General features: G+C 37.7%; 19 protein-coding genes. 18 read left to right on the top strand and 1 reads right to left on the bottom strand.

Annotation, left to right across the window (positions count from 1 at the left end; all coding sequences use genetic code 11):
• Nucleotides 1-19 precede the first annotated feature (19 nt).
• From BMZ99_RS11060 to BMZ99_RS11000, 13 genes are all read left to right on the top strand, one after another.
• Nucleotides 20-2,092, top strand: coding sequence for a chemotaxis protein CheA (locus tag BMZ99_RS11060; RefSeq protein ID WP_090936738.1), 2,073 nt, complete (start codon nt 20-22; stop codon nt 2,090-2,092).
• 24 nt (nt 2,093-2,116) lie between these two features.
• Nucleotides 2,117-2,614 (top strand): chemotaxis protein CheW, encoded by a 498-nt coding sequence (locus BMZ99_RS11055; protein ID WP_090936735.1) that lies wholly within the window; start codon nt 2,117-2,119, stop codon nt 2,612-2,614.
• Between the two features lie 30 nt (nt 2,615-2,644).
• Nucleotides 2,645-5,038: a HAMP domain-containing methyl-accepting chemotaxis protein gene (locus BMZ99_RS11050; protein ID WP_090936732.1), complete on the top strand. Its 2,394-nt coding sequence runs from the start codon at nt 2,645-2,647 to the stop codon at nt 5,036-5,038.
• Nucleotides 5,039-5,113: 75 nt separating this feature from the next.
• Entirely contained in the window at nt 5,114-5,929 is an 816-nt protein-coding gene (locus BMZ99_RS11045; protein ID WP_245754923.1) for a CheR family methyltransferase, read from the top strand.
• A gap of 11 nt (nt 5,930-5,940) precedes the next feature.
• Nucleotides 5,941-6,972 carry a protein-glutamate methylesterase/protein-glutamine glutaminase gene (locus tag BMZ99_RS11040; RefSeq protein ID WP_175490531.1) on the top strand — a complete coding sequence of 344 codons (1,032 nt, stop codon included), beginning with the start codon at nt 5,941-5,943 and terminating at the stop codon, nt 6,970-6,972.
• A 43-nt stretch (nt 6,973-7,015) separates the two neighbouring features.
• Nucleotides 7,016-8,182: a sensor histidine kinase gene (locus BMZ99_RS11035; RefSeq protein ID WP_090936723.1), complete on the top strand. Its 1,167-nt coding sequence runs from the start codon at nt 7,016-7,018 to the stop codon at nt 8,180-8,182.
• A gap of 30 nt (nt 8,183-8,212) precedes the next feature.
• On the top strand, nt 8,213-8,611 hold the full coding sequence (locus BMZ99_RS11030) for a response regulator (RefSeq protein ID WP_090936720.1): 399 nt from the start codon (nt 8,213-8,215) through the stop codon (nt 8,609-8,611).
• 170 nt (nt 8,612-8,781) lie between these two features.
• Nucleotides 8,782-10,065: a 4Fe-4S dicluster domain-containing protein gene (locus BMZ99_RS11025; RefSeq protein WP_090936717.1), complete on the top strand. Its 1,284-nt coding sequence runs from the start codon at nt 8,782-8,784 to the stop codon at nt 10,063-10,065.
• Nucleotides 10,066-10,100: 35 nt separating this feature from the next.
• Nucleotides 10,101-11,141 (top strand): DUF2157 domain-containing protein, encoded by a 1,041-nt coding sequence (locus BMZ99_RS11020; RefSeq protein ID WP_090936714.1) that lies wholly within the window; start codon nt 10,101-10,103, stop codon nt 11,139-11,141.
• The gene (gene hrpB, locus BMZ99_RS11015) at nt 11,138-13,588 is read left to right on the top strand and encodes an ATP-dependent helicase HrpB (protein ID WP_090936711.1); all 2,451 of its coding nucleotides are present in this window, start codon (nt 11,138-11,140) and stop codon (nt 13,586-13,588) included. The genes BMZ99_RS11020 and hrpB overlap by 4 nt, the downstream gene beginning before the upstream one ends.
• A gap of 137 nt (nt 13,589-13,725) precedes the next feature.
• On the top strand, nt 13,726-15,126 hold the full coding sequence (locus tag BMZ99_RS11010) for an anion permease (RefSeq protein WP_090936709.1): 1,401 nt from the start codon (nt 13,726-13,728) through the stop codon (nt 15,124-15,126).
• A 158-nt stretch (nt 15,127-15,284) separates the two neighbouring features.
• Complete coding sequence (locus BMZ99_RS27005; protein WP_245754922.1) at nt 15,285-15,599, top strand: helix-turn-helix domain-containing protein; 315 nt, start codon at nt 15,285-15,287, stop codon at nt 15,597-15,599.
• Nucleotides 15,600-15,693: 94 nt separating this feature from the next.
• Complete coding sequence (locus BMZ99_RS11000; protein WP_090936706.1) at nt 15,694-16,284, top strand: IS3 family transposase; 591 nt, start codon at nt 15,694-15,696, stop codon at nt 16,282-16,284.
• An 86-nt stretch (nt 16,285-16,370) separates the two neighbouring features.
• On the opposite strand, the gene BMZ99_RS10995 is transcribed toward BMZ99_RS11000, so the two are convergent.
• Complete coding sequence (locus BMZ99_RS10995; RefSeq protein WP_090936703.1) at nt 16,371-16,922, bottom strand: cysteine hydrolase family protein; 552 nt, start codon at nt 16,920-16,922, stop codon at nt 16,371-16,373.
• Nucleotides 16,923-17,125: 203 nt separating this feature from the next.
• Here BMZ99_RS10995 and trhA point away from each other — a divergent pair, with 203 nt between their 5' ends.
• The 5 genes from trhA (at nt 17,126) to BMZ99_RS10970 (ending at nt 22,078) form a co-directional block, all read left to right on the top strand.
• Complete coding sequence (gene trhA / locus BMZ99_RS10990) at nt 17,126-17,755, top strand: PAQR family membrane homeostasis protein TrhA (RefSeq protein ID WP_090936697.1); 630 nt, start codon at nt 17,126-17,128, stop codon at nt 17,753-17,755.
• A gap of 113 nt (nt 17,756-17,868) precedes the next feature.
• Nucleotides 17,869-19,179, top strand: coding sequence for a sensor domain-containing diguanylate cyclase (locus tag BMZ99_RS10985; RefSeq protein ID WP_245754921.1), 1,311 nt, complete (start codon nt 17,869-17,871; stop codon nt 19,177-19,179).
• A gap of 151 nt (nt 19,180-19,330) precedes the next feature.
• Nucleotides 19,331-20,221: a tRNA epoxyqueuosine(34) reductase QueG gene (gene queG / locus BMZ99_RS10980; RefSeq protein WP_090936691.1), complete on the top strand. Its 891-nt coding sequence runs from the start codon at nt 19,331-19,333 to the stop codon at nt 20,219-20,221.
• Nucleotides 20,222-20,344: 123 nt separating this feature from the next.
• A complete protein-coding gene (pepT, locus tag BMZ99_RS10975; RefSeq protein WP_090936821.1) occupies nt 20,345-21,586 on the top strand; it encodes a peptidase T in 1,242 nt (413 codons plus the stop codon).
• 288 nt (nt 21,587-21,874) lie between these two features.
• Entirely contained in the window at nt 21,875-22,078 is a 204-nt protein-coding gene (locus BMZ99_RS10970) for a hypothetical protein (protein WP_090936688.1), read from the top strand.
• Nucleotides 22,079-22,169: the final 91 nt, after the last annotated feature.

Raw genomic sequence — 22,169 nt, 5'->3', positions numbered from 1 at the left:
GTAAGATAGGGGGATAGATATGACTGGTGACGGATTGAGTCGGGAGCCCATGCTGGAAATGTACCTTTTTGAAGGGAGTCAGTTAGTAGAGCAGCTAGAAGAAATTATTATTGAATGTGAGAAAAATAAAAAAATTGAGCTAGAATCTGTAAATGAAATATTTAGGATTATGCACACCATAAAAGGATCTTCTGCGATGATGATGTTTACTAATATAGCCTTATTAGCTCATTCGTTAGAAGATCTATTTTATTTTATTCGGGAAAATAAAATCACGCATATTGATTATGCAGGATTATCTGACTTGGTGCTATCGGGAATTGATTTTGTTAAGGGTGAAATTACGAAAATTGAAAATGATAAGGTAGCAGATGGTGCACCGGAAAACCTTATTTCTGCAATTGATCATTTTCTAGAAGAAATGAAAGCATCTCATACAGATAACTATACTGAACAGTCTGCTTCTAAAGAGGAAGAAAAAACGATGTACTATATAAGTAATTACCAAAAGGCATCTAGTGAATCTGGCAGAAAGTACAACGTGAGAGTTTTCTTTGAAGAGGATTGTCAGATGCAAAGTGTTCGTGCTTATATGGTTATTCATAATTTGAAGGACATAGCAAGCGAAATATTTCATTTTCCTGAAAACATTACTGATAGTGCGGAAAGTGATGAAATCATTAAGGATACCGGTTTTTTAGTTAATTTTTGTACAGAAGTCTCAGATTCAGAAGTTGATAGTATTTTAAAGCAGGCGGCTTTTATAAGGAAATTGGAAGTAGAGCAAGTTGACGAATACCCAGATATAGGGAATAAAAGCACTCCCAAAAGAAAAGAAATAATACTGGATGAAGTTAGCGAGGTTGTTCGATCACCTCAAATTGAGGCAATCAAAGAGGAGGTCGAAAGTCAGTCCGGGATTAACAATCGACAGCAGAGTATGATTAGTGTGACGGTTACTAAATTGGACATGCTGATGGATATTGTTGGGGAGATTGTTATTTCGGAAGCCATGGTTACTAGAAATCCTGAACTAGAAGGCTTACAATTAGATGGTTTTCAAAAAGCTGCGAGGCAGCTGCGAAAGCTTACTGATGAACTTCAGGACATTGTGATGTCTATTCGTATGATGCCAATATCGATGGTTTTTCACAAAATGAACCGTATCGTACGAGATATGAGTAAGAAACTTGATAAAGAAGTTGAATTAGAAATCATTGGCGAAACTACAGAAGTTGATAAAAATGTTATCGATCAGCTATCTGACCCTATAATGCATTTGATTCGGAATGCAATGGACCATGGTTTGGAGAGCAAGGAAGGCAGGATTGAAGCTGGGAAGCCTGTTAAAGGCAAGATTGTTTTGGAGGCGCAAAGTTATGGCGGTGATGTACTCATTACCATTAGAGATGACGGTAAGGGGATGAGCCGAGAAAGTATTTTGAAGAAAGCGAGAGAAACAGGACTTGTAAAAAAACCTGAAAACGAGCTTTCAGACAAAGATGTATTTTCTTTTATTCTTCTTCCAGGATTTTCAACGAAAGATAAAATAACAGAATTTTCTGGACGTGGGGTAGGAATGGATGTAGTGAAAAAAAATCTTGAAAAAATTGGCGGAAATATAACAATAGAAAGTACTTTCGGCGTTGGTACTGAAATCCTGGTAAAGATCCCCTTAACTCTGGCTATTATTGATGGAATAGAAATAAATGTAGGAAAGTCTCGCTATACGATACCGACTACTTCCATTCGCGAATCTTTTAGAATGGATGCAAATGATATTATTGCTGATAGTGATGGGAATGAAATGATTATGATTCGCGGTCAATGTTATTCCGTTATAAGACTTCACAAGCTCTTTAATATTACAACACAAGTGACTTCTATTAGTGAAGGTATTATGGTAATGGTAGAAACCGATACAAAAGCAGCATGCCTATTTGTTGACAAATTGGTTGGTGAGCAGCAGGTGGTTGTAAAAGCGCTTCCTAAATATATCAAAAAAGTTGAAGGTATTGCTGGTTGTACTATATTAGGTGATGGTGGGATCAGTTTAATTTTGGATGCTAATGGTATTTTAGGGAGAGAATGACCAAATGATAAAGGAAGTGAATATGTGTTGGACGTTTTAAGTGAATTAACGGAGTCAACTGAGGATACTCAGCAGGGGAAGTTTCTTACTTTTTCGATTGGCAAAGAATATTATGGACTTGAAATTAAGTATGTGACAGAAATTATTGGCCTACAAGAGATCACAGAAATACCACAAATGCCACTGTACATTAAAGGAATAATAAATTTGCGAGGCAAGATCATTCCAGTAGTGGATGTTCGATTACGGTTCAAGAAGGAACCAAGAGATTATAATGAGCGAACTTGTATTATTGTGATAGAAATTCAGGATATTTCCATTGGGCTCATTGTTGATCATGTTGCTGAGGTAATCGTTATTGCTGCTGAAAACATTGTTCCTCCGCCAGATAGTAAGATAGGTTTTCATAATCGTTATGTAAAAGGGATTGGTAAAATAGAAAATGAGGTAAAATTATTACTGGATTGCGACAGGTTATTAAATGAGGATGAAATAGATGAAATTGCTGAAGCTGTAGGATAGTCTTGAACATATATTTAGGAGGTATAAAATATGAGATGGTATTATAATCTGAACATATCTTCCAAGTTAATTATTGGTTTTGTTCTTGTAGCTTTACTAGGCGGATTAGTCGGTTTATTTGGCATAGTTAATTTACGCAGCATAGGTGATGAAGAAGTGCGAATGTACCAGGAGAATACGGTGGCATTATCAATTATGGGGGCAATTGAGGCAGATTTTTTACGAGTACGAGTACTTTCGCGAAACATAAGATTAAATGATAATAACAAGATGCAGCTCATGGAAGAAGCAAAAACGTTGTTTAGTAAGATTGATAAGAATATGCTGCAATATGAGAAAAGTTATATTTTTGAAAATGATGAAAGAGTTGAATTCAATAACTTAAAATCCTTATTAACACAATATAAAGTAAATCTAGATAAATTAGGCGTAGTAGTGAGTGAAAATAAAACGGAAGAGCTTGCAAAATTTGCTAGTACCGATACTGGGCAGGTAGGAAGAGAAGCTGATATGGCCACACAGCGGCTTATGGATATTAACATGCAGCAGGCAAAAGATCGGCTGGAAGCCACACGTGTTTTAATAGACAAGACGACAATGATCATGTTTAGTGTTTCTGTTCTTGCTATGTGTATTGCTATTGGATCCGGATTGTATATTGCCCGGCTTATAAGTAGACCGCTTAATAAGATGGTGGCGGTAGCAACGAGAATCTCAGAAGGGAAATTAGATAGTGTTTTTGACAATGACTTACAGGACGAAACTGGAAGGCTGGAGCTGGCACTTCGTCAAATTAATACGGTACTCCATTCCTTAATCTCAGAATTAAAGTACATAGCCGATCAGCATGATTTGGGCGAAATCTACGTGGTTGTACCAGAAGATAAATTTTCTGGAGCCTATCAGGAAATGGCAAAGGGTATTAATGGAATGGTTGCAGGCCACATCAGTGTAAAAATGAAAGCAATGGCATGTGTATCGGAGTTTGCAAAAGGAAACTTTAATGCCGAACTAGAGCTATTTCCTGGCAAGAAGAGAGTTATTAATGAAACCGTTGAAAATCTAAGAAAAAATCTTAAAGGAGTTAATGAGGAAGTTGCTCAATTAGTTAGTACTGCAATTAATGGAAAACTTGATTCAAGAGCGAATGCTGAAAGCTTTCAAGGGGATTGGAAAGAACTAATTTTAGGACTTAATGAACTTTTAGAAGCGATTGTAAAACCGATCAGGGAAGCTGGTACAGTCTTAAAAGAAATGGCTGATGGAAATCTTCAGTTGAGAGTTACTGGTGAATATCAAGGAGACCATGCAGATATTAAAAATGCAATGAATGAGACATTGGATTCTCTTTCTGCTTATGTAAATGAAATCTCTCAAGTTCTTAACCAAATGGCTAACTCCAATTTAGATGTGGAAATCAATAATGAATACAAAGGAGACTTTGCTCAGATTAAAGATGCATTAAACTTGATTATCGCCTCATTCAACGATGTATTTGGCGAGATTAATAATGCGGCAGATCAAGTTGCTTCTGGATCGCGGCAAGTATCAGATGGCAGTCAGGGGTTATCACAGGGGGCAACGGAACAGGCGAGTGCGATAGAAGAATTGACCGTGTCCATTGGGCAAGTTGCAGCTCAAACAAAAGACAATGCGATAAAAGCAAATCAAGCCAATGAATTTGCTATCAGGGCAAAAGAAAGTGCCGAACAAGGTAATCAGCATATGCAGAAAATGCTGAATTCTATGGAGGAGATCAATGAATCTTCTTCCAAAATCTCTAAAATTATTAAAGTAATTGATGAAATTGCATTTCAGACCAATATATTGGCTTTAAATGCTGCGGTAGAGGCTGCTAGAGCAGGACAGCATGGGAAAGGCTTTGCTGTTGTTGCGGAAGAGGTGCGGAATTTAGCTGCAAGGAGCGCAAATGCAGCTAAAGAGACAACTGTACTTATTGAAGGCTCTGTTAAGAATGTGGAAGTGGGGACCCAAACGGCAAATGGAACTGCAAAGGCTCTTGAAGATATTGTTCAGGGAGTCGAAAAGGCTGTGAGTATTGTCGGTGAAATTTCTGCTGCTTCCAATGAACAGGCCACTGCTATTTCTGAAATTAACAAAGGCATTGAACAAGTTGCTGAAGTGGTGCAAAACAACTCATCAACGGCCGAGGAGAGTGCTTCGGCAAGTGAAGAACTTTCCGGACAAGCTGATATTCTGAAGACTATGGTAGCTAAGTTTAAATTAAAAAGAGATTTAGGACAGCTTGCAAGGCACGAAATGATTGACATGCCTTCTTCTGAAATGGATGATAGAAGCAAGTTTAGAGCAGGAGCAAGTATATTTGCTGCGCGTAGAGAAGCTGCTGCTACATCTCAGAAACCTAGAATTTCTCTTAGTGATAAAGAGTTCGGAAAATACTAGGAAATAATAGAATACTCGAATGAAATTTACATAGAGCTAATTATTACGATTAGCTCTATGGTTTTGGCAGGTGCTATGATGATTGTAATAACTCCAAAGGAATTCAAAACATTGACGGAGTATATACAGGTTAATTACGGTATTAATCTTACTCGCAAAAAAAATCTCATTGAGGGAAGGTTAAGCAGTATTTTACTTGAAAAAGGATTTACGAATTTTTCGGATTATTTAAACTATATTTTTGCTGATAAAAGCAAGGTGGAAATAACGATTTTGATTAGTAAGCTAACAACAAATCACACCTTTTTTATGAGGGAAGTGGAGCATTTTGAATTTTTTAAGAACAAGGTGCTGCCTTATTTAAAAATAAATGTGAAACAAAAAGATATAAGAATATGGAGTGCAGGCTGCTCAACTGGTGAGGAACCGTATACGTTAGCTATGATCATGGGAGATTATTTTGTTAATGAAAAATTACATTGGGATACGAAAATATTAGCAACAGATATATCGGCTAAAGCATTAGCAGCTGCAGAAGAAGGAATGTATTCAACGGATTCATTAGATGGAATACCTAGATATTGGAAAAGTATTTATTTTAAAAAGATGAATGAAGACTGTTATCAAGTAACAAAGGAACTAAAACAGGAGATTATCTTTAGAATGTTTAATCTTATGGATGATCAATTTCCATTCAAAAAAAAGTTTCATAGTATATTTTGTAGAAATGTAATGATTTATTTTGATCATGCCACAAAAATGCGTCTTATTCAAAAGTTTTATGACTTTACCGAACCAGGAGGGTACTTATTCATCGGCCATTCCGAGTCAATTAGTAGAAATGATACACAATATCAATATGTGATGCCAGCAGTTTATAGAAAAGGATAGGGAGGATGAATATGGCAAAAAGAAAAACAAAAGTTTTAATTATTGATGATTCTTTGCTTTTTCGAGAGACAGTAGCGAAGAGTATAGCTAATGATGCAGGATTAGAAGTAGTTGGAACAGCAGCAGATGCCTTCGCCGCGAGGGATAAAATATTAGAGTTAGCGCCAGATGTTCTTACTCTTGATGTAGAAATGCCTAGAATGAATGGGCTGGAATTTCTAAAGAAGCTTATGCCGCAATATCCTATTCCCGTTGTAGTTGTAAGTGCGGTAAATGAGAATGTATTTGAAGCATTAAATGCTGGAGCGGTTGATTTTGTAAATAAGCCGGATGTGCGGTCCCAAAGAAGCATGGATGTTTTTATACAGGAACTGATCATAAAAATAAAGATTGCTTCTATGGCAAAGGTAGGGCACTTAAAAAGGGAATATAGCCACCTGCTTGTGAGCGAAGGGATGGAGAAAGCAAAGACGACTGTTATTGCTATTGGTGCATCAACAGGAGGTACAGAAGCAATTTATGAAGTAATTCGTTCCCTGCCCCGAGATATGCCGGGAATTGTAGTTGTTCAGCATATGCCGCCAGTTTTTACAGGAATGTATGCGCAAAGACTGAATCACTCATGCAGGATGGAAGTGGTAGAAGCACAAAATGGAGATTTGGTTGTTCCAGGGAAAGTATTGATTGCACCTGGAGACTATCATATGAAGATTAATAGAAAAGGCAGCAGTTACCACGTTGAATGTTTTAAAGGTGAAAAGGTAAATGGTCATTGTCCGTCTGTTGATGTACTGTTTCATTCTGTGGCAGAAAAGGTTGGCAGTAATGCAATTGGCATTATTTTGACTGGTATGGGATATGATGGAGCAAAAGGACTGCTCAATATGAAAAAACAAGGTGCAAAAACAATTGGTCAAGATGAAGAAAGCTGCGTTGTGTATGGAATGCCTAAAGTTGCTTATGATTTAGGAGCCGTTCAAAAGCAAACAACACTAAAAAATATTCCTAAGTTACTGCATTCTTTTGTAGCTGGGAATTTATAATGCAAAGCGATATGGAAATAAGGAAAAAAGAAGGATTGTTGTCATGAATAAAATTAGAGGAAGGAGTGTTGACGCACGATTTCCCGCATTCGTCGATCGTTCCAATGAGGATGTAGAGAAGCAAATTGAGTATTTTCGGGAATTACCTTTATTTAAACAAGCTTTTGACGCTACTGGAAGTATGGTTTTACTTTTAAACAAATGTACTCAGGTTATTTTTGCAAATCAGTTTTTCTTAGATAAGATATACGTAAAGACTGAGCAGCCTTCTTTGGGGGAAACGTTAGGACAGGTATTAAGGTGTGTTCATTCTCATGAAACTTCGACTGGGTGTGGAGAAGTAGCTGCATGCAATTATTGCGGTTTTTATAAATTAATCCTAAAGTCGATTAAAGCAAAAGGCACTTATTCAGGTGAATTCTCTAGTGTAAACCATATAAAAAATTCTAAGGTGCATTTCAATATGGAGATTCATATAGCCCCTATAGAAGTCCGAGATGAAACCTTTTATATTGTGACTTTTACTGATATTGGCGATTCCTTAAAGGTCAAAATGTTTGAACAAATCTTTTTTCACGATATTATCAATACAACGGGTGCTTTAACGGGAATCATAGGGCTGCTAAAAGAGGATGTACCTGAAGAAGTGAAACCAGAATTTGAATTTGTAGAGAATACATTTAAGTATTTGGTGGAAGAGATTCGATCACAAAAGGCTATTTTAGAAGCAGAAAACGGCGAGTTAGTTTTAGAAACCAATAAGGTAGACTCAATCGAGGTACTGACATCAGCCATTAAGCTATATGAAGGGCATGAGTTATCAAGTAATAAGACAATTCTACTAGATGACAAAAGTAGTAGAATTGTATTCCAGATTGATTACAAATTACTTCGAAGAATACTAGGAAATATGATTAAGAATGCTTTAGAAGCAACAAACGAAAGTGGTTTGATTACGATTGGCTGTAATATAGATCGAGATAGAAATGATCAGATTGTGTTATGGGTGCATAATGATCATTATATAGAAAAAGAATTGCAGCGGGTTATATTCCATGAGTCATTCTCTACAAAAGGCAGAGGACGTGGATTAGGAACTTATAGCATGAAATTGATAGGAGAAAAATACTTGAAAGGTACGGTTGGATTCGATACCAACCAAATAGAAGGGACAACTTTTTATATAAAACTGCCATTAAATGAAGATTGACTATAATAAGGGCGAAAGGTGGAGTGTAGTATGAGAATTTTAATTGCTGAAGACGATCTGGCAAGCAGAGTATTTATGAAGAAGTTTCTTTCCAAATATGGGGATTGTGACATAGTTACGGATGGTTTAGAAACCATTGATGCATTTTTAATGGCAATAAAAGAAGAGGAACCATACCATCTTATCTGTATGGATATTATGATGCCAAAATTGGATGGATTAAAAGCTTTACAAACGATTCGCGATATTGAAAAGCAAAAAGGAATAGAAGATTGCAATAAGGTTAAAGTCATTATGACAACAGCATTAAATGACAAAAATACTGTAATGAATGCTAATAATGCCGGATGTGAAGCTTATGCTTGGAAGCCGATCGAAATAGATAAATTTATTATCGTATTGGAGAAATTAGGATTAATAAAACAATAAAAGTACGAAATAAGATACTGGTAAGAAGGTTGCTTTATGCCTTTTAAAGCGATCTTCTTTTTGTTATAGTAAGATATAATGAAAATTTCACTAATGCTTATAGTTATGCTATATTTAGTAATCGAACGCTATACTTTGTTATTTCAATCTTAGTTTTAGCAGGAGGGAAAATGGGACACATTGTTAATAATCAAAGGGAATATCTTTTGCTGCAGCAACGCTTAGATCATAATATAACAGGAGCACCCTATTCGCCGATTTTTATTGAAATTTTAAAATTATTGTTTTCAGCGGAAGAAGCAGACCTAGCTAGACAGATTCCGCTGCGTCCCACATCGATCAAGACGTTAGCACGTAAATTAGATATGCATATAGAACAATTGCGTGACAAGGTATCCGTTATGGCGGAGAAAGGGTTAGTGTTTGATGTAGAACATAAGGAAGAATGTTATGTAGTGCTAGCACCTGTCGTTATTGGATTCTTTGAATTTGTTTTTATGCGCACTCGTGATGAGATGCCATTAAAAGAATTAGCTCATCTTTTTGAACAATATATGTTTCAGGATGATCGTTTTGCTCATAGTATTTTTTCTGAAACTACTCAACTAGGGCGATCCTTAGTGCGTGAAGAGGCACTACCTTCTGGTGATTATACAGAAATATTAGATTGGGAGAAGGCAAGCGCTGTGATTTATTCAGCGAAAACGATTGGATTATCTTTATGTGCCTGTCGTCATAAAGCCAGTCATTTAGGGAAAAGCTGCAATGCTCCACAAAAGACATGTATGACTTTTCATGGCAGTGCTCAGATGTTAATCAAAAAAGGAATGGCTGAAGAGATAAGCTGTAAGGACGCAATGGCTGTATTAGAAAAATGTAAAGAAGCTGGGCTGGCACAGATTGCTGATAATGTGCAAAATCATGTAGGATTCATCTGTAATTGCTGCGGTTGTTGCTGCGGCATGCTGCATTCGATGAAAACTTTTTCAATGGGTCATGCGGTAGTGACATCGAATTGGTTAGCTCAGGTCGATGCAGAGAAATGCCGTGGCTGTAATGCATGTATAAAAGCCTGTCCATTAGGGGCGATTGTACTAGAGAAAAAAACGCAAAGCACTAGCACCGGCAGGCGTGCTTTCTGTGATGAGGAATTATGTTTAGGATGTGGTGTATGCGTAGCTGCATGCAAATTTAACAGCATTCATATGAAGCCGAGGGAAAAACGTGTGCTTGTACCTGAAAATACCTTTGATCGGATGATTTCTATGGCTATCGAAAGGGGAAAGTTATCGAATTTTATTTTTGATGATCCTTCTCGTCTTAGTCATCGGGCATTAGGAAGAATTGCTGCTTTGCTAGAAAAATCTTCACCTGTAAAGGCATTCTTAGCGATTGAACCGATTAAATCAGTCTTTTTAAAGAGTATTGTTGCAGGTGCTAAGAAATTTGTATAAGGATTCTAAAAGAAAGTTCTAGGAGGTGGTTAAAAGTGAATATTACGGTTAAAGAAATCGAAGAAGCAGTTCTTAAAAATATTATTACTCAGGAGCAAGGTGATCGATTATGGCATTTATGGAATGAAAAAGAAGAGCGCAGAAATGGTTTTCAAATTTCACATTTGGCCTATTACGTAGGGGCGTTGATTGTTATTTCTGCTATGGGTTGGTTTATGAATACGGCTTGGGAAGTTCTTGGCGGCATGGGAATGTTTAGTATTGCTGTATTATATGCATGTTGTTTTATCTTCGTTGGAAGGCACTTATGGGCGAAAGAAGATCTAAAGGTTGCCGGAGGATTACTAATTGTAATGGCAGTTTGTATGACTCCTTTAGCAATTCTTGGTTTAGAGCGGACTCTGGGGTGGTGGCCGCAATCCTATCCCGGTCATTACCTAGATCATTATGAGTGGATGCGTGGCGGCTGGATTTGGATGGAATTGGGGACCATTGTCAGTGGATCCCTGGCTCTGCGATTTTTTAAGTTCCCTTTCTTAACAGCACCTTTATTTTTTTCCTTATATATATTGTCCATTGATATAACGCCTTTCATCTTTGGAATAGGCAGTGAGTGGACCAATGTGCGTTGGATGTCATTGCTATTTGGTTTAATGATGATGGTCATTGCATTTCTTACGGATTATTACTGCCGCAAACATAACTATAAAGAAGACTATGCTTTTTGGGGATATTTGTTTGGAACCTTTGTTTTTTGGCTAGGGCTTACGCTTCTTGACAGTAATCAGGAATGGTCAAAAATGTTATATTGTCTCATTAATGTCATCTTATTAATTGCGGGAGTCCTTCTGCAGCGTAAAATATTCTTGGTGTGTGGTGCTATTGGAGTAAATGGTTATATTGGTCACTTAGCATATCGAGTATTTAACCATTCCATACTTTTTCCTTTTGTTTTGAGCGTTGCTGGTATAGGGATCATTTACGTTGGCATTCTCTATAACCGAAATCAATTGAAAATTGAACAGTATATTAGAGATAAAGTGCCTGAATCCATTCGAAAGTTTCTGCCAAAATGAAGAAACTGCCGATTGATGAAATTTTGTCCACATTACGAACGACGATATGTGATTCTATGAATACCGTTTTAGTAGCACCTCCAGGGGCCGGTAAAACTACGCGCCTCCCCTTGGCACTATTACAAGAGAGCTGGCTTATAGGAAAAAAAATTCTCGTGCTGGAGCCTCGGCGTTTGGCTGCAAGGGCTGCAGCTCGCCAAATGGCAGTTCTTCTGGGAGAAAAAGTAGGAGAGACGGTAGGTTATCGGATTCGACTCGATAGCTGCATCAGTTCTAAAACTCGTATCGAAGTGATTACAGAAGGCATTTTAACTCGGCTGCTGCAGAATGATCCTGGAGTAGAAGACGTTGGGATGATAATTTTTGATGAATTCCACGAACGGAGCCTTCATGCTGATTTAGGATTGGCTCTTTGCTTGCAGACCCAGTCTGTACTGCGTGAAGATTTAAAAATTGTAATTATGTCTGCGACCTTAGACACGGGACCGATTGCTTCCTTGCTAGGAGATGCACCTGTCATCATCAGTGAAGGAGTATCTTTTCCTGTTGAAACTCATTATGCACAGCGTCCAATTACAGAGCAAATTGAGCTGGCTGTTGTGCGAAAGATCCAGGAGGCAGCTAGCGAAGAAGGCGGCGATATGCTAGTTTTTTTGCCTGGGGCTGGTGAAATACATAGAGTTGAGTCCCAGCTTTTAAAAATCGGCATGCAAAAGGATGCCATGATTATCAAACTTTATGGAGGCTTATCTCAAGAATATCAGGATTTGGCGATGTTTTCTCAAACATTAGGAAAACGAAAAATTGTATTAGCAACTTCCATTGCTCAGACGAGTATTACCTTGGAAGGAATGCACATTGTGATTGATAGTGGACTTATGCGGATACCCCGATTTTCAGCTCGTACAGGTATGATGCATTTAGAGACGGTTAAGGTATCGCGGGACGTTTCTGACCAGCGTCGTGGTCGAGCAGGACGCACTAAAGAAGGAATTTGTTATCGCTTATGGACCTACGAGGAAGAAGTGGTTCATAGGGACAAAAACACTCCGGAAATTATGGAGGCTGATTTGACCTCCTTGGTATTAGAATTAGCTGCTTGGGGGATACACAATCCAGGTGAATTACAGTGGCTTGATCTGCCGCCTGAGCCTGCCTTTCTTCAAGCAAGACAATTGCTTTTTCAACTGGGAGCGTTATCCTGTGACGGTCGCATTACTTCTCATGGTCAGCAGTTGATAAAAATCGGTCTTCATCCTCGCATTGCACATATGGTATTTCAGGGTTTAAGGCTAGGATATGGTAAACTAGCTTGTGAAATGGCAGCTATACTGAATCATCGAGAGCTTTTTCAAGGATTGTCTGATGTTGATTTGCGATTACGCATTGAGCTGGTACGTAAAGGCGGCTATCACACTATCGAAACGGAAATTCGTTATTGGAAACAGATTTTTGCAGTGCCTCAGGGGGGAAGTGATAATTTGGAAGCCTGTGGCTTACTGCTGGCATTTGCTTATCCGGAGCGGATCGGTCAAGGGCGGGGAGATGGACGTTTTTTGCTGCGTAATGGTCATGGTGCAGTGTTTAAAGAACCTCAATTGCTGGCGATGGAACCCTATCTGGTCGCCGCTGAGTTAGGGGGAGATCAGCAAGGCGAAAAGCGTATTTTTTTAGCAGCGCCCGTTCACTTATATATGATAAAAGAGCATTTTGATGAACAGATCAGCGTGCAGGAGCGTATTGTCTGGGATCATGAAGCAAAAGCTGTACGGGCACGAAGAATTGAAAAATTTGATGCTTTGCTTTTAGAAAGTATGCCTTTGGCAAATTGTAATAAAGAAGATGTCCTCTTTGCTCTCCTTGAAGGAATTAAAGAGGAAGGACTGCATATTCTGCCCTGGACAAAAAGTGCATGTCAATTTCGTCAGCGGCTTATGTTTATGCATAAAATCGATCCTGATTGGCCAAATGTGTCAGATGACTTCTTGAAAATAACATTGGAAGAGTGGTTAGCTCCCTATCTATATGGCATGATTAATTGTGATCACCTGCAGCGGCTAAACTTGACAGCCATACTTGGGGGAATGCTTAGTTGGGAACAAGGGCAAAAATTAAACGAATGGGCACCAACCCATATTCTTGTTCCTAGTGGACAGCGTATACCTATTGATTATAGTGATGCAGCTGTACCTGTACTGGCAGTAAAGCTGCAGGAAATGTTCGGTTTAAAAGAAACACCTAAAATTGGGCAGGGAAAGGTTGCAATGACTCTTCATCTTTTATCTCCAGCTCATCGCTTGGTCCAGGTAACCAAAGACATTGCTAGTTTTTGGGACAATACATACTTTCAAGTGAAGAAAGATCTTATGGGACGTTATCCAAAGCATTATTGGCCGGATGATCCTCTTAAAGCCATGCCAACCCATCGGGTTCGTCCTCATTCCTAGAAAAGTGTATGATTTAATATAGACTTCTTTGTGCCATTATGAACTTAATGAACAAAACATTCTTCCTCTCTTTGTTTCATGTTAGTATAAAATAGGAATTTTCAAATAATATGAAATTGATAGGAAGTGTGTTTTTTATGAACAAGAGCATTGCAGCGCTGCTGACGGTCGGGCTTGTCGCAATCTTATGGTTTATGCCAGTTCCAGAAGGGTTGAAACCTCAAGCTTGGCATTTATTTGCGATTTTTATGGGTACTGTGATTGGTTTTATCCTACAGCCTATTGAAGCGGGATCTGTAGCTTTAGTTGCCATGGTGATGGTGGCATTGACGAATACGATAAAGTTTACAGAAGTATTAACTGCTTTTAGTGGATCTACGGTATGGCTTATTGTTTCTGCATTTATTCTAGCAAGAGCATTTATTATTACAGGGCTTGGGCGTCGTATCGCTTATTTGGTAATGCGGTCTTTTGGTGATAGCAGTCTGAAATTAGTGTATTCTCTAGTGATTAGTGATGTAATTATAGGGCCGGCAATTCCTTCTAACTCTGCTAGATCTGGTGGACTTGTATTTCCTATTGTAGCTAGCTTATGCCAGGCTTTTGATTCTCATCCAGGGGAGTCTTCCAGGAAAATTGGTGCATTTTTAATGACATCGGTATTTCATATTGATTTTGTTGTTTCTGCTATGTTCTTAACAGCTATGGTTGGTAACCCAATTGCTGCGGAACTGGCAAAAAAGATTTTGAATGTGGATATTACTTGGATGAGCTGGTTTATTGCAGCTGTTGTTCCAGGTGTTGTAGCGCTCATTGCCATTCCTTATGTTCTGTTTAAAATTTATCCGCCTGAAATTAAAAAGACACCGGAAGCAAAAGAAATGGCTAATAAAGTATTGCAAGAGATGGGGCCTATTTCGAGAGGCGAGAAGATCATGATGGCTGTATTTATTGGTTTATTGATTCTATGGGCAACAGCAGAATTTACGAAGCTGAATGGCACGTTAATTGCTTTTATGGGCTTATGTGTTCTTTTACTTACGAAAGTTCTTACATGGGATCATGTAATTAAAGAAACAAAAGCATGGGATACTCTTGTGTGGGTAGGCAGTGTTATTTTAATGTCGGATTACTTAAATAAAACAGGATTTATCCCTTGGTTTGCTAAAATCCTGGAAAATCAAATGGTAGGAGTCAGCATGCTTACAGCTGTTATACTATCTTTTGTGATTTACCTATACAGCCATTATTTCTTTGCGAGTATGTCAGCTCATATTACATCTATGTATGGAGCTTTAATTACTTTAGGTGTTGCCTCAGGGGCACCACCATTTATATCGGCATTTGTTGTAGCTCTGGCTTCTAATATTTGCGGTTGTTTAACGCATTTTGGCTCTGGGCCGTCACCTGTCTATTTTGGTGCTGGTTATGTAGATCAAAAAACTTGGTGGAAATTAGGATTTATCGTATCTTTGATGCACATTGTTATTTGGGTTGGTGTTGGAGGTGTCTGGTGGAAAGTTCTTGGATACTGGTAGTCAGACCTTTTCAAATGTGTAAGGTTTCTTGTAGAAAAGTGATTATGTAATAACGTAAAAATAGACTGCCACGAAATGAACAGAACCCGAAAATACGGACATTGAAGAAAAAGACCTCCTATTGTAGAATTTTATCATCTACGATAGGAGGTTTTATCATGTCTGGTAAAAAGGGAATGAAGCATTGTAGCTCGGTAATTATTGATGATATTATAAAACTAAAATCCGAAGGAAAAACCAATAAGGAAATAGTAGAGCTCTTTGGACTTGCGAATATCAAAACAGTAAAAAACATCGTCCAACTTTATAATCAAAAGCAACGTGCTTTAGCAGCAGGGATTTCACCCAAGAGGCGAGGCAGAACAGCTAAAGGTTATCAAATCACTGAAGATGAAAAAGATAATGAAATTAAGCGTTTGAAGATGGAAAATGAATTGTTACGCTCTTTTCTTCAACTCGGTGGAAGGAGGTGAAAAAAACGGTAAAGTATTTAGCAATTTATCGGCATAGAGCTAAATACAGTATTAAAGTCATGTGTCAATTTTTTTTTGTGTCACGCAGTGGATAATGAACCAGTACGGTTTACTCGCAGAGATTCGACGTAGCAAAAAGTATAAGCGTATGGGAGAACATCTACATAAATATTCGAATTTACTCAATAGGGACTTCCATGCAGAAGCAATCAATCAAAAATGGGTCACGGATATTTCCTACATTCACACGGGACAAGGTATTATCTATTTGTCCATAATTCGTGACCTATTCGATGGTAGTATTGTGGCACATAAGATGAGCACCACACAAACGGTCAATCTGGTTCTAAACACTATTAAAGAGGCTAAACAAAAGGAAAGGGTCACTCCAGAGCTGCAACTCCACAGTGACCAAGGGTTTCAATACACTTCCACAGGATATTTCAACCTAACAAAAGAATATGGCATTACGCCTTCTATGTCAAGGCGCGGAAACTGTTATGACAATGCTATGGCAGAAAATTTCTTTGGTATTCTCAAAGCAGAATGCATACATAGGCATAGGATAAAGACGTTTGATGAAGCTCGTCAGATCATTGATGAATATATCTACTTTTACAATTTTGAACGCATTCAGCTAAAAACGCGGCTGACACCCTATGAAAAAAGATGCCAGCCAGCGTAACTTAAAGATATTCTACGATAGGGCTATTTATTTCGTGTACGTTCCTTGGGGTTCTGTTCACTGTTCAAAATTGGGCAGTCTATTTTTTATAACATTTTTTTCAGATTATAATATTCTGGATTAGTATCTGGGTTTGTTTTAAAGGGCGTTACAAGCTTTTTTAAAATACCATAAGAAATGATATCATTAACATTTTCAACAAAAGGAATGTTAGCTGGATTGCGGCTGGCGATAGCACCACGCAATAGGACAGGGGTAAAATCAAGATCAAGGGCACCACGATAAGTAGATAGGACACAATATTCCGCGCAATATCCTGTAATAATGAGAGTATCAACATGCAATTCGCGCAATAATACCTCTAAGGAGGTTTTATTAAAAGCGTTTCCATAGGTCTTATGGATGTGTGGGTCTGTAGGCAGAATCATAAGAGAATCTGGCAGATCAAATCCTTCTGTACCCGGAAGCAATCCATTTTCTTTCACCATATGCTGGATACAAATTATGGGCAGTTTCTTTTCTCTAAATAATTCAATGCCCATATTAATTTGGGCAATTGCCTGATTGAGAGATTGACTGGTTTCGGGGTTTTTGAAGAATGCCTTTTGCACATCGATTACTAAAAGAGCCGGCTTCATATAAAACACCTCTTTGTCATAATATTTTATAGTATAGATACGACAAGATTCAATGCACTCCTGCGCAAAAAAGGAAGATTATTTTAAATTGAGAACTATTCTTATATGTATGGTCTTCCTAAATATGATATAATTTATTAGTAAGGATTAAATAATAGTTATTATTAAATAATAGATCGAAATCTAGCTTTTAGGAGGTTGACATGGAAGAAGTTATGAATGCGGTTACTCACGGTATTGGTACTTTATTAGCAGTTGCAGGATTAGTATTGTTAACGGTATTGGCTTATTTGCATGGAGATATCTGGCATATTGTTAGTTTCAGTATTTATGGCACAACATTAGTGTTGCTGTATTTAGCTTCGACCCTTTATCATAGCTTTACGAATGAAAAAATAAAGAGAATCTTTAAGATACTGGATCATTCTGCAATTTATTTGCTTATTGCAGGGACTTATACTCCCTTTACCTTAGTACCTCTCCATGGTGTACTGGGGTGGACTGTTTTTGGCGTTGTTTGGGGGCTTGCTATGATTGGAATTGTTTTAAAAATATTTTTTGCTGGGCGATTTAATATTATCTCTACCTTATGTTATCTTGGTATGGGATGGTTTATCGTTTTTGCGATTAAACCTTTGATTGAAACAGTCCCTGCCTTAGGGATGACGTGGCTGCTGGTAGGTGGTTTATTCTACACATTAGGAAGCATTTTTTATCTGTGGAAAAAGATACCTTATAATCATGCGATCTGGCACTTATTTGTTCTAGCAGGGAGCATATCACATTTTATTGCCGTATTTTTTTATATTCTGCCAGTTCCACTACGCTCTTAGCTGATAAAAAGTTGATATACAGCATAAAGACTAGAAGGTGTTGCTCATAATTAGGCGAAATTATATACAAGATTATGCAAAGTGCTGATCCTAGAAAAGAACACAGGAGGCATATGTTGAAAACATTAAACTTTCAAAAAGCATTTTTATGTAGAACTAGTCGTAATATACAGCACCTTCCTGGGAAGAAGTATTATTGTTGTTCTTTAGAAAAAGATAGCCTTGAAATCACATATATGATTCATATGGATACGAAAATTGTTGTTGATGCTACGCATGCTTTTTTAAAATTATTAAAGTATGATGTTGAAGATTTAGGCAATTTTTCTATATATGATATCATTGGTGCTGAAGTGGAAGAGGTAAATTCTAATATCAATAAAATTTTAAATCATGGGCTGCTGGAAATTGATTTGCGTCAATATTGGTGTAAAGATGGACAGATACTCTATTTTGGCAGCTCCTTTAAAGTAGCCCAACGTGATAGTGAAAAATATTTAATGATTACATTAAAGGATGTAACAGAATTGCAGCAAATGCGCAATCGCTTGCAGCTGGCCTCACAAGTATTTGAACATGCTAGCGATGGTATTTTAGTGACTGACATAAAAGGGATTATCCAATATGTGAATCCCGCTTTTGCAAAGCATAGCGGATATTCCATGGATGAGATCGTAGGCAAAACGCCTGGAATATTAAAATCAGGCAGGCATCAAACAGAATTCTATCAAGATATCTGGAACTCGTTACTTACCGATGGACAGTGGAGAGGCGAGATTATAAATAAACGGAAAAATGGTGAACATTATTCTGAATGGGTAGTAATTGATGCCGTTAAGAATGAATTAGGTAAGACCACCATGTACTGTGGGATCTTTAGGGATTTATCAGAGCGTATGAAATATGAGGAAAAGATTCGATTTCATGCCTATCACGATGGTTTGACTGGGTTGCCCAATCGTATATTATTTTATGAAAAGATCAATCAATGCCTTGCCTTGGCGAAACGTTATCACCATATGATGGCTGTGATGTACGTTGATCTTGACGGTTTTAAACATGTAAATGATAACTTAGGGCATGACAAAGGCGATTTGCTGCTAAAGGCAGTTGCTGAGCGCTTAAAAGAATGCGTAAGGGAAAGTGATATTGTTGCTCGGATGGGTGGTGATGAATTCACCTTGATTCTGCCAGAAGTAACAAAAAGTGCAGACGTTGAAATCGTTGCTGCAAAAATAAAGAAGCAATTAAATCAGACCTTTGAGTTATTAGGATATACCGTGACCATTTCCAGCAGCATTGGAATCAGTTTTTATCCTACGGATGGAGAGGATGTTGACAGCTTGGTCAAAAAGGCAGATAATGCGATGTATCAAGCCAAAGCATCAGGGAAAAATGCCTATCGATTTTCCGAACAGACATAATTTCTTCCAGCATTTTTTCATTAAATGGATCTACAGTTTTCGCTGGAGATCCATTTTTAATGTAATACATAAATAAAAAGCAAATATGAAAGTCCTTTTAGTATTATAATAGAGAAGACGATATTGTAATCAGCAAATGGAGATGCACCAGATGAAAGAGACTTTAAGAAATTTTTGCAACTCAATTCATATTGAATGCATGGGCATAGCAGGCATTGGACCTTATTGGGAATTAGAAAGAATTTTAAAAGAACGTATTGATAAAGGGCAGTTTACGGAATTTGAGGAAAAAGATCTTAAAAAAAGAACTGATCCTAAAACAACAATGGAAAATGTACAGTCAATTATTGTATGCATATTTCCTTATTATGCTGGAGAACAGGCAGAAGCAAATATTGCTAAATATACATATGGACTGGATTATCATAGCATTATAAAAGACAAATTAGAGACAATAGGAATCTATTTAAAGAAACAGATGCCAGCATTTGAATATAAGGCTTTTGTTGATAATGGACCTTTAGTTGATCGGTATTTAGCATATTTAGCTGGACTTGGGTTTTATGGAATAAATAGTCATATAATTACTGAGAAATATGGTTCCTATATAGCAATCGGTTATATTCTTACCAATTATCCTTTTAAAGTTGATAAACCATTACAGCGTACTTGTATGCAATGTGGTCAATGCAGTAAAGCATGTCCGGGAGAGATTATCTTAGGGAACTTTGCTATTGATCCAAGACGATGTAAATCGTATTTGACGCAAAAAAAAGGGGAATTGACAGTAGAAGAAATCCAAATTATAAAAAAGACGAATCTAGTTTTTGGCTGTGATAGCTGCCAAGATGTGTGTCCTCATAATTCTAAAATCGTCTTTTCTAATATAAGGGAATTTCAGGAGAATCTTGTGCAGCAACTACGTTATGAAGAATTGATAAGCATATCAAACAAAGAGTTTAGCAGAAGATACAAAGATAGGGCATTTAGCTGGCGAGGCAGAAAATTGCTTGTAAGAAATTTTGAATATATAATGCATTGAAAACTATATATAGATTGACAGTCTCTGCCACTAATAGAATAAAAGAATAGTCATTGGGTGATGGATGCCATAAAAAAACATTATTTTAATGGAAGTATAATTATAGAAGGGAAGGCGTATGAAATGGAATCAAATAAAGAGAAGGTAGTCCAACGATTTATTAAGTATGCTGGTTTTAATACCCAATCCGATGGAGAGAACACTCAGTGTCCCAGTACAAGGGGACAGATGGATTTATCTCAACATGTGGCAGAAGAGTTAAGGAATTTGGGGTTAGTTGAAGTGCAGGTGGATCAAAATGGATATGTAACAGCCACATTATTAGCCAATGGCTGTCAAGAGGCTTCAGTAGTTGGCTTCATTGCTCATGTAGATACGAGTCCCGATATGGCTGGCGGTCCAGTCAAACCTCGTTTGGTGCAAAATTATGATGGAGGAGACATTGTACTTCATACCGAGAAGTCGATCCTGCTTTCTCCAAAAGATTTTCCTGAACTTGCGAACTATATTGGACAAGAATTATTGGTTACGGACGGATTGACATTATTAGGAGCTGATGATAAGGCTGGTATGTGTGCTATTGTCAGTGCTGTAGAGTATTTATTAAGTCATCCGGAAATTCCTCATGGCAAGGTCCGCATTGGCTTTACACCTGATGAAGAGATTGGGCGGGGAGCTGATTTATTTGACGTAGCAGCTTTTGGCGCAGAATTTGCTTATACCGTTGATGGTGGGGAGCTTGGAGCGATCGAATATGAGAATTTTAACGCTGCCAATGCAACCGTCTTTATCCAAGGCAGAAGTGTTCATCCTGGGACTGCTAAAGGGAAAATGGTCAATGCACTATCGATAGCTGCTGAATATCAGCAGATGCTGCCAGCAGGGCAGAGTCCAGAATATACTGATGGTTATGAAGGCTTTTTTCATGCCCATAAACTTAGCGGTGCTGTAGAGGCGGCTTCCTTACATTTATTGATACGAGATCATGACCGGCAAAAATTTGAAAACCGTAAATCGCTGCTGAAATCAATGGTAGCACTCTTAAATGTGAAATACGGTGCAGGGACTGCGACAATCGAGATTAAGGACTCTTATTATAATATGAGAGAGAAAATTGAGCCTGTTAAATATATTATTGATTTAGCATGTGAAGCTATGGAAACAGTCGGTGTAAAGCCGAATATAAACCCAATTCGAGGTGGTACAGACGGGGCCCGCTTATCTTTTATGGGCTTACCTTGCCCCAATTTATTTACTGGCGGACATAATTTTCATGGTAAATATGAATTTCTGCCAGTAGCATCTTTAATGAAATCGGCTGAGACTGTAGTTGAGATTATTCGGAAAGTGGGAAAAATGAAATAAATTAATAGAGATATGTAAGATTTCATGAACCACAAAGACGCAATGCCTATGTTGCAGCATTGCATCTTTGTGGTTCAATTTGTTTTGTAAATTTGTAAGGACGCGTAGCGTTCTTTAGAGTATCTAGCTATCATTCATTGTGAGCATAGCGAATCAATCCTGTAATTGTTTAAAGACTGCTTTATGTATTTTTTTCCTGAGCTTTACAATAAGAACATCTACTATACATAATGCATATAGTATGGTAAGTAACTTGTTTTATTAATCTTATAGAAAAGGGGTGACAAGATGAAAAATATGAGAAATGATTTTGAAAAAAGCAGTAAGGACGTAGAACAGCTCATCAAAGATGCAGAAGTGAAAATAAAAGAAGTAGGGACAATTATAGATGATCAAGTAGAGGCAGCAGCAGGGAGATGGAATGTTTCTAAATGGATCATATGGACTGGAGGTACAATCGCAGTTTTGACGTTGCTCAAAACTTTGATATAACTAAGTTGCCGCCAAGCATTCACCCTTAGATGGAACACACACAAACAAAAAAAAAGAATGACGGAATCGCAGAGGAACAGAGAGTGCAAAA

It is taken from the genome of Pelosinus propionicus DSM 13327 (assembly GCF_900114615.1).
Taxonomy (GTDB): Bacteria; Bacillota; Negativicutes; order DSM-13327; family DSM-13327; genus Pelosinus; species Pelosinus propionicus.
Note: the sequence above shows the minus strand (reverse complement) of the source record. Positions and strands in the feature narration are given on the sequence as shown.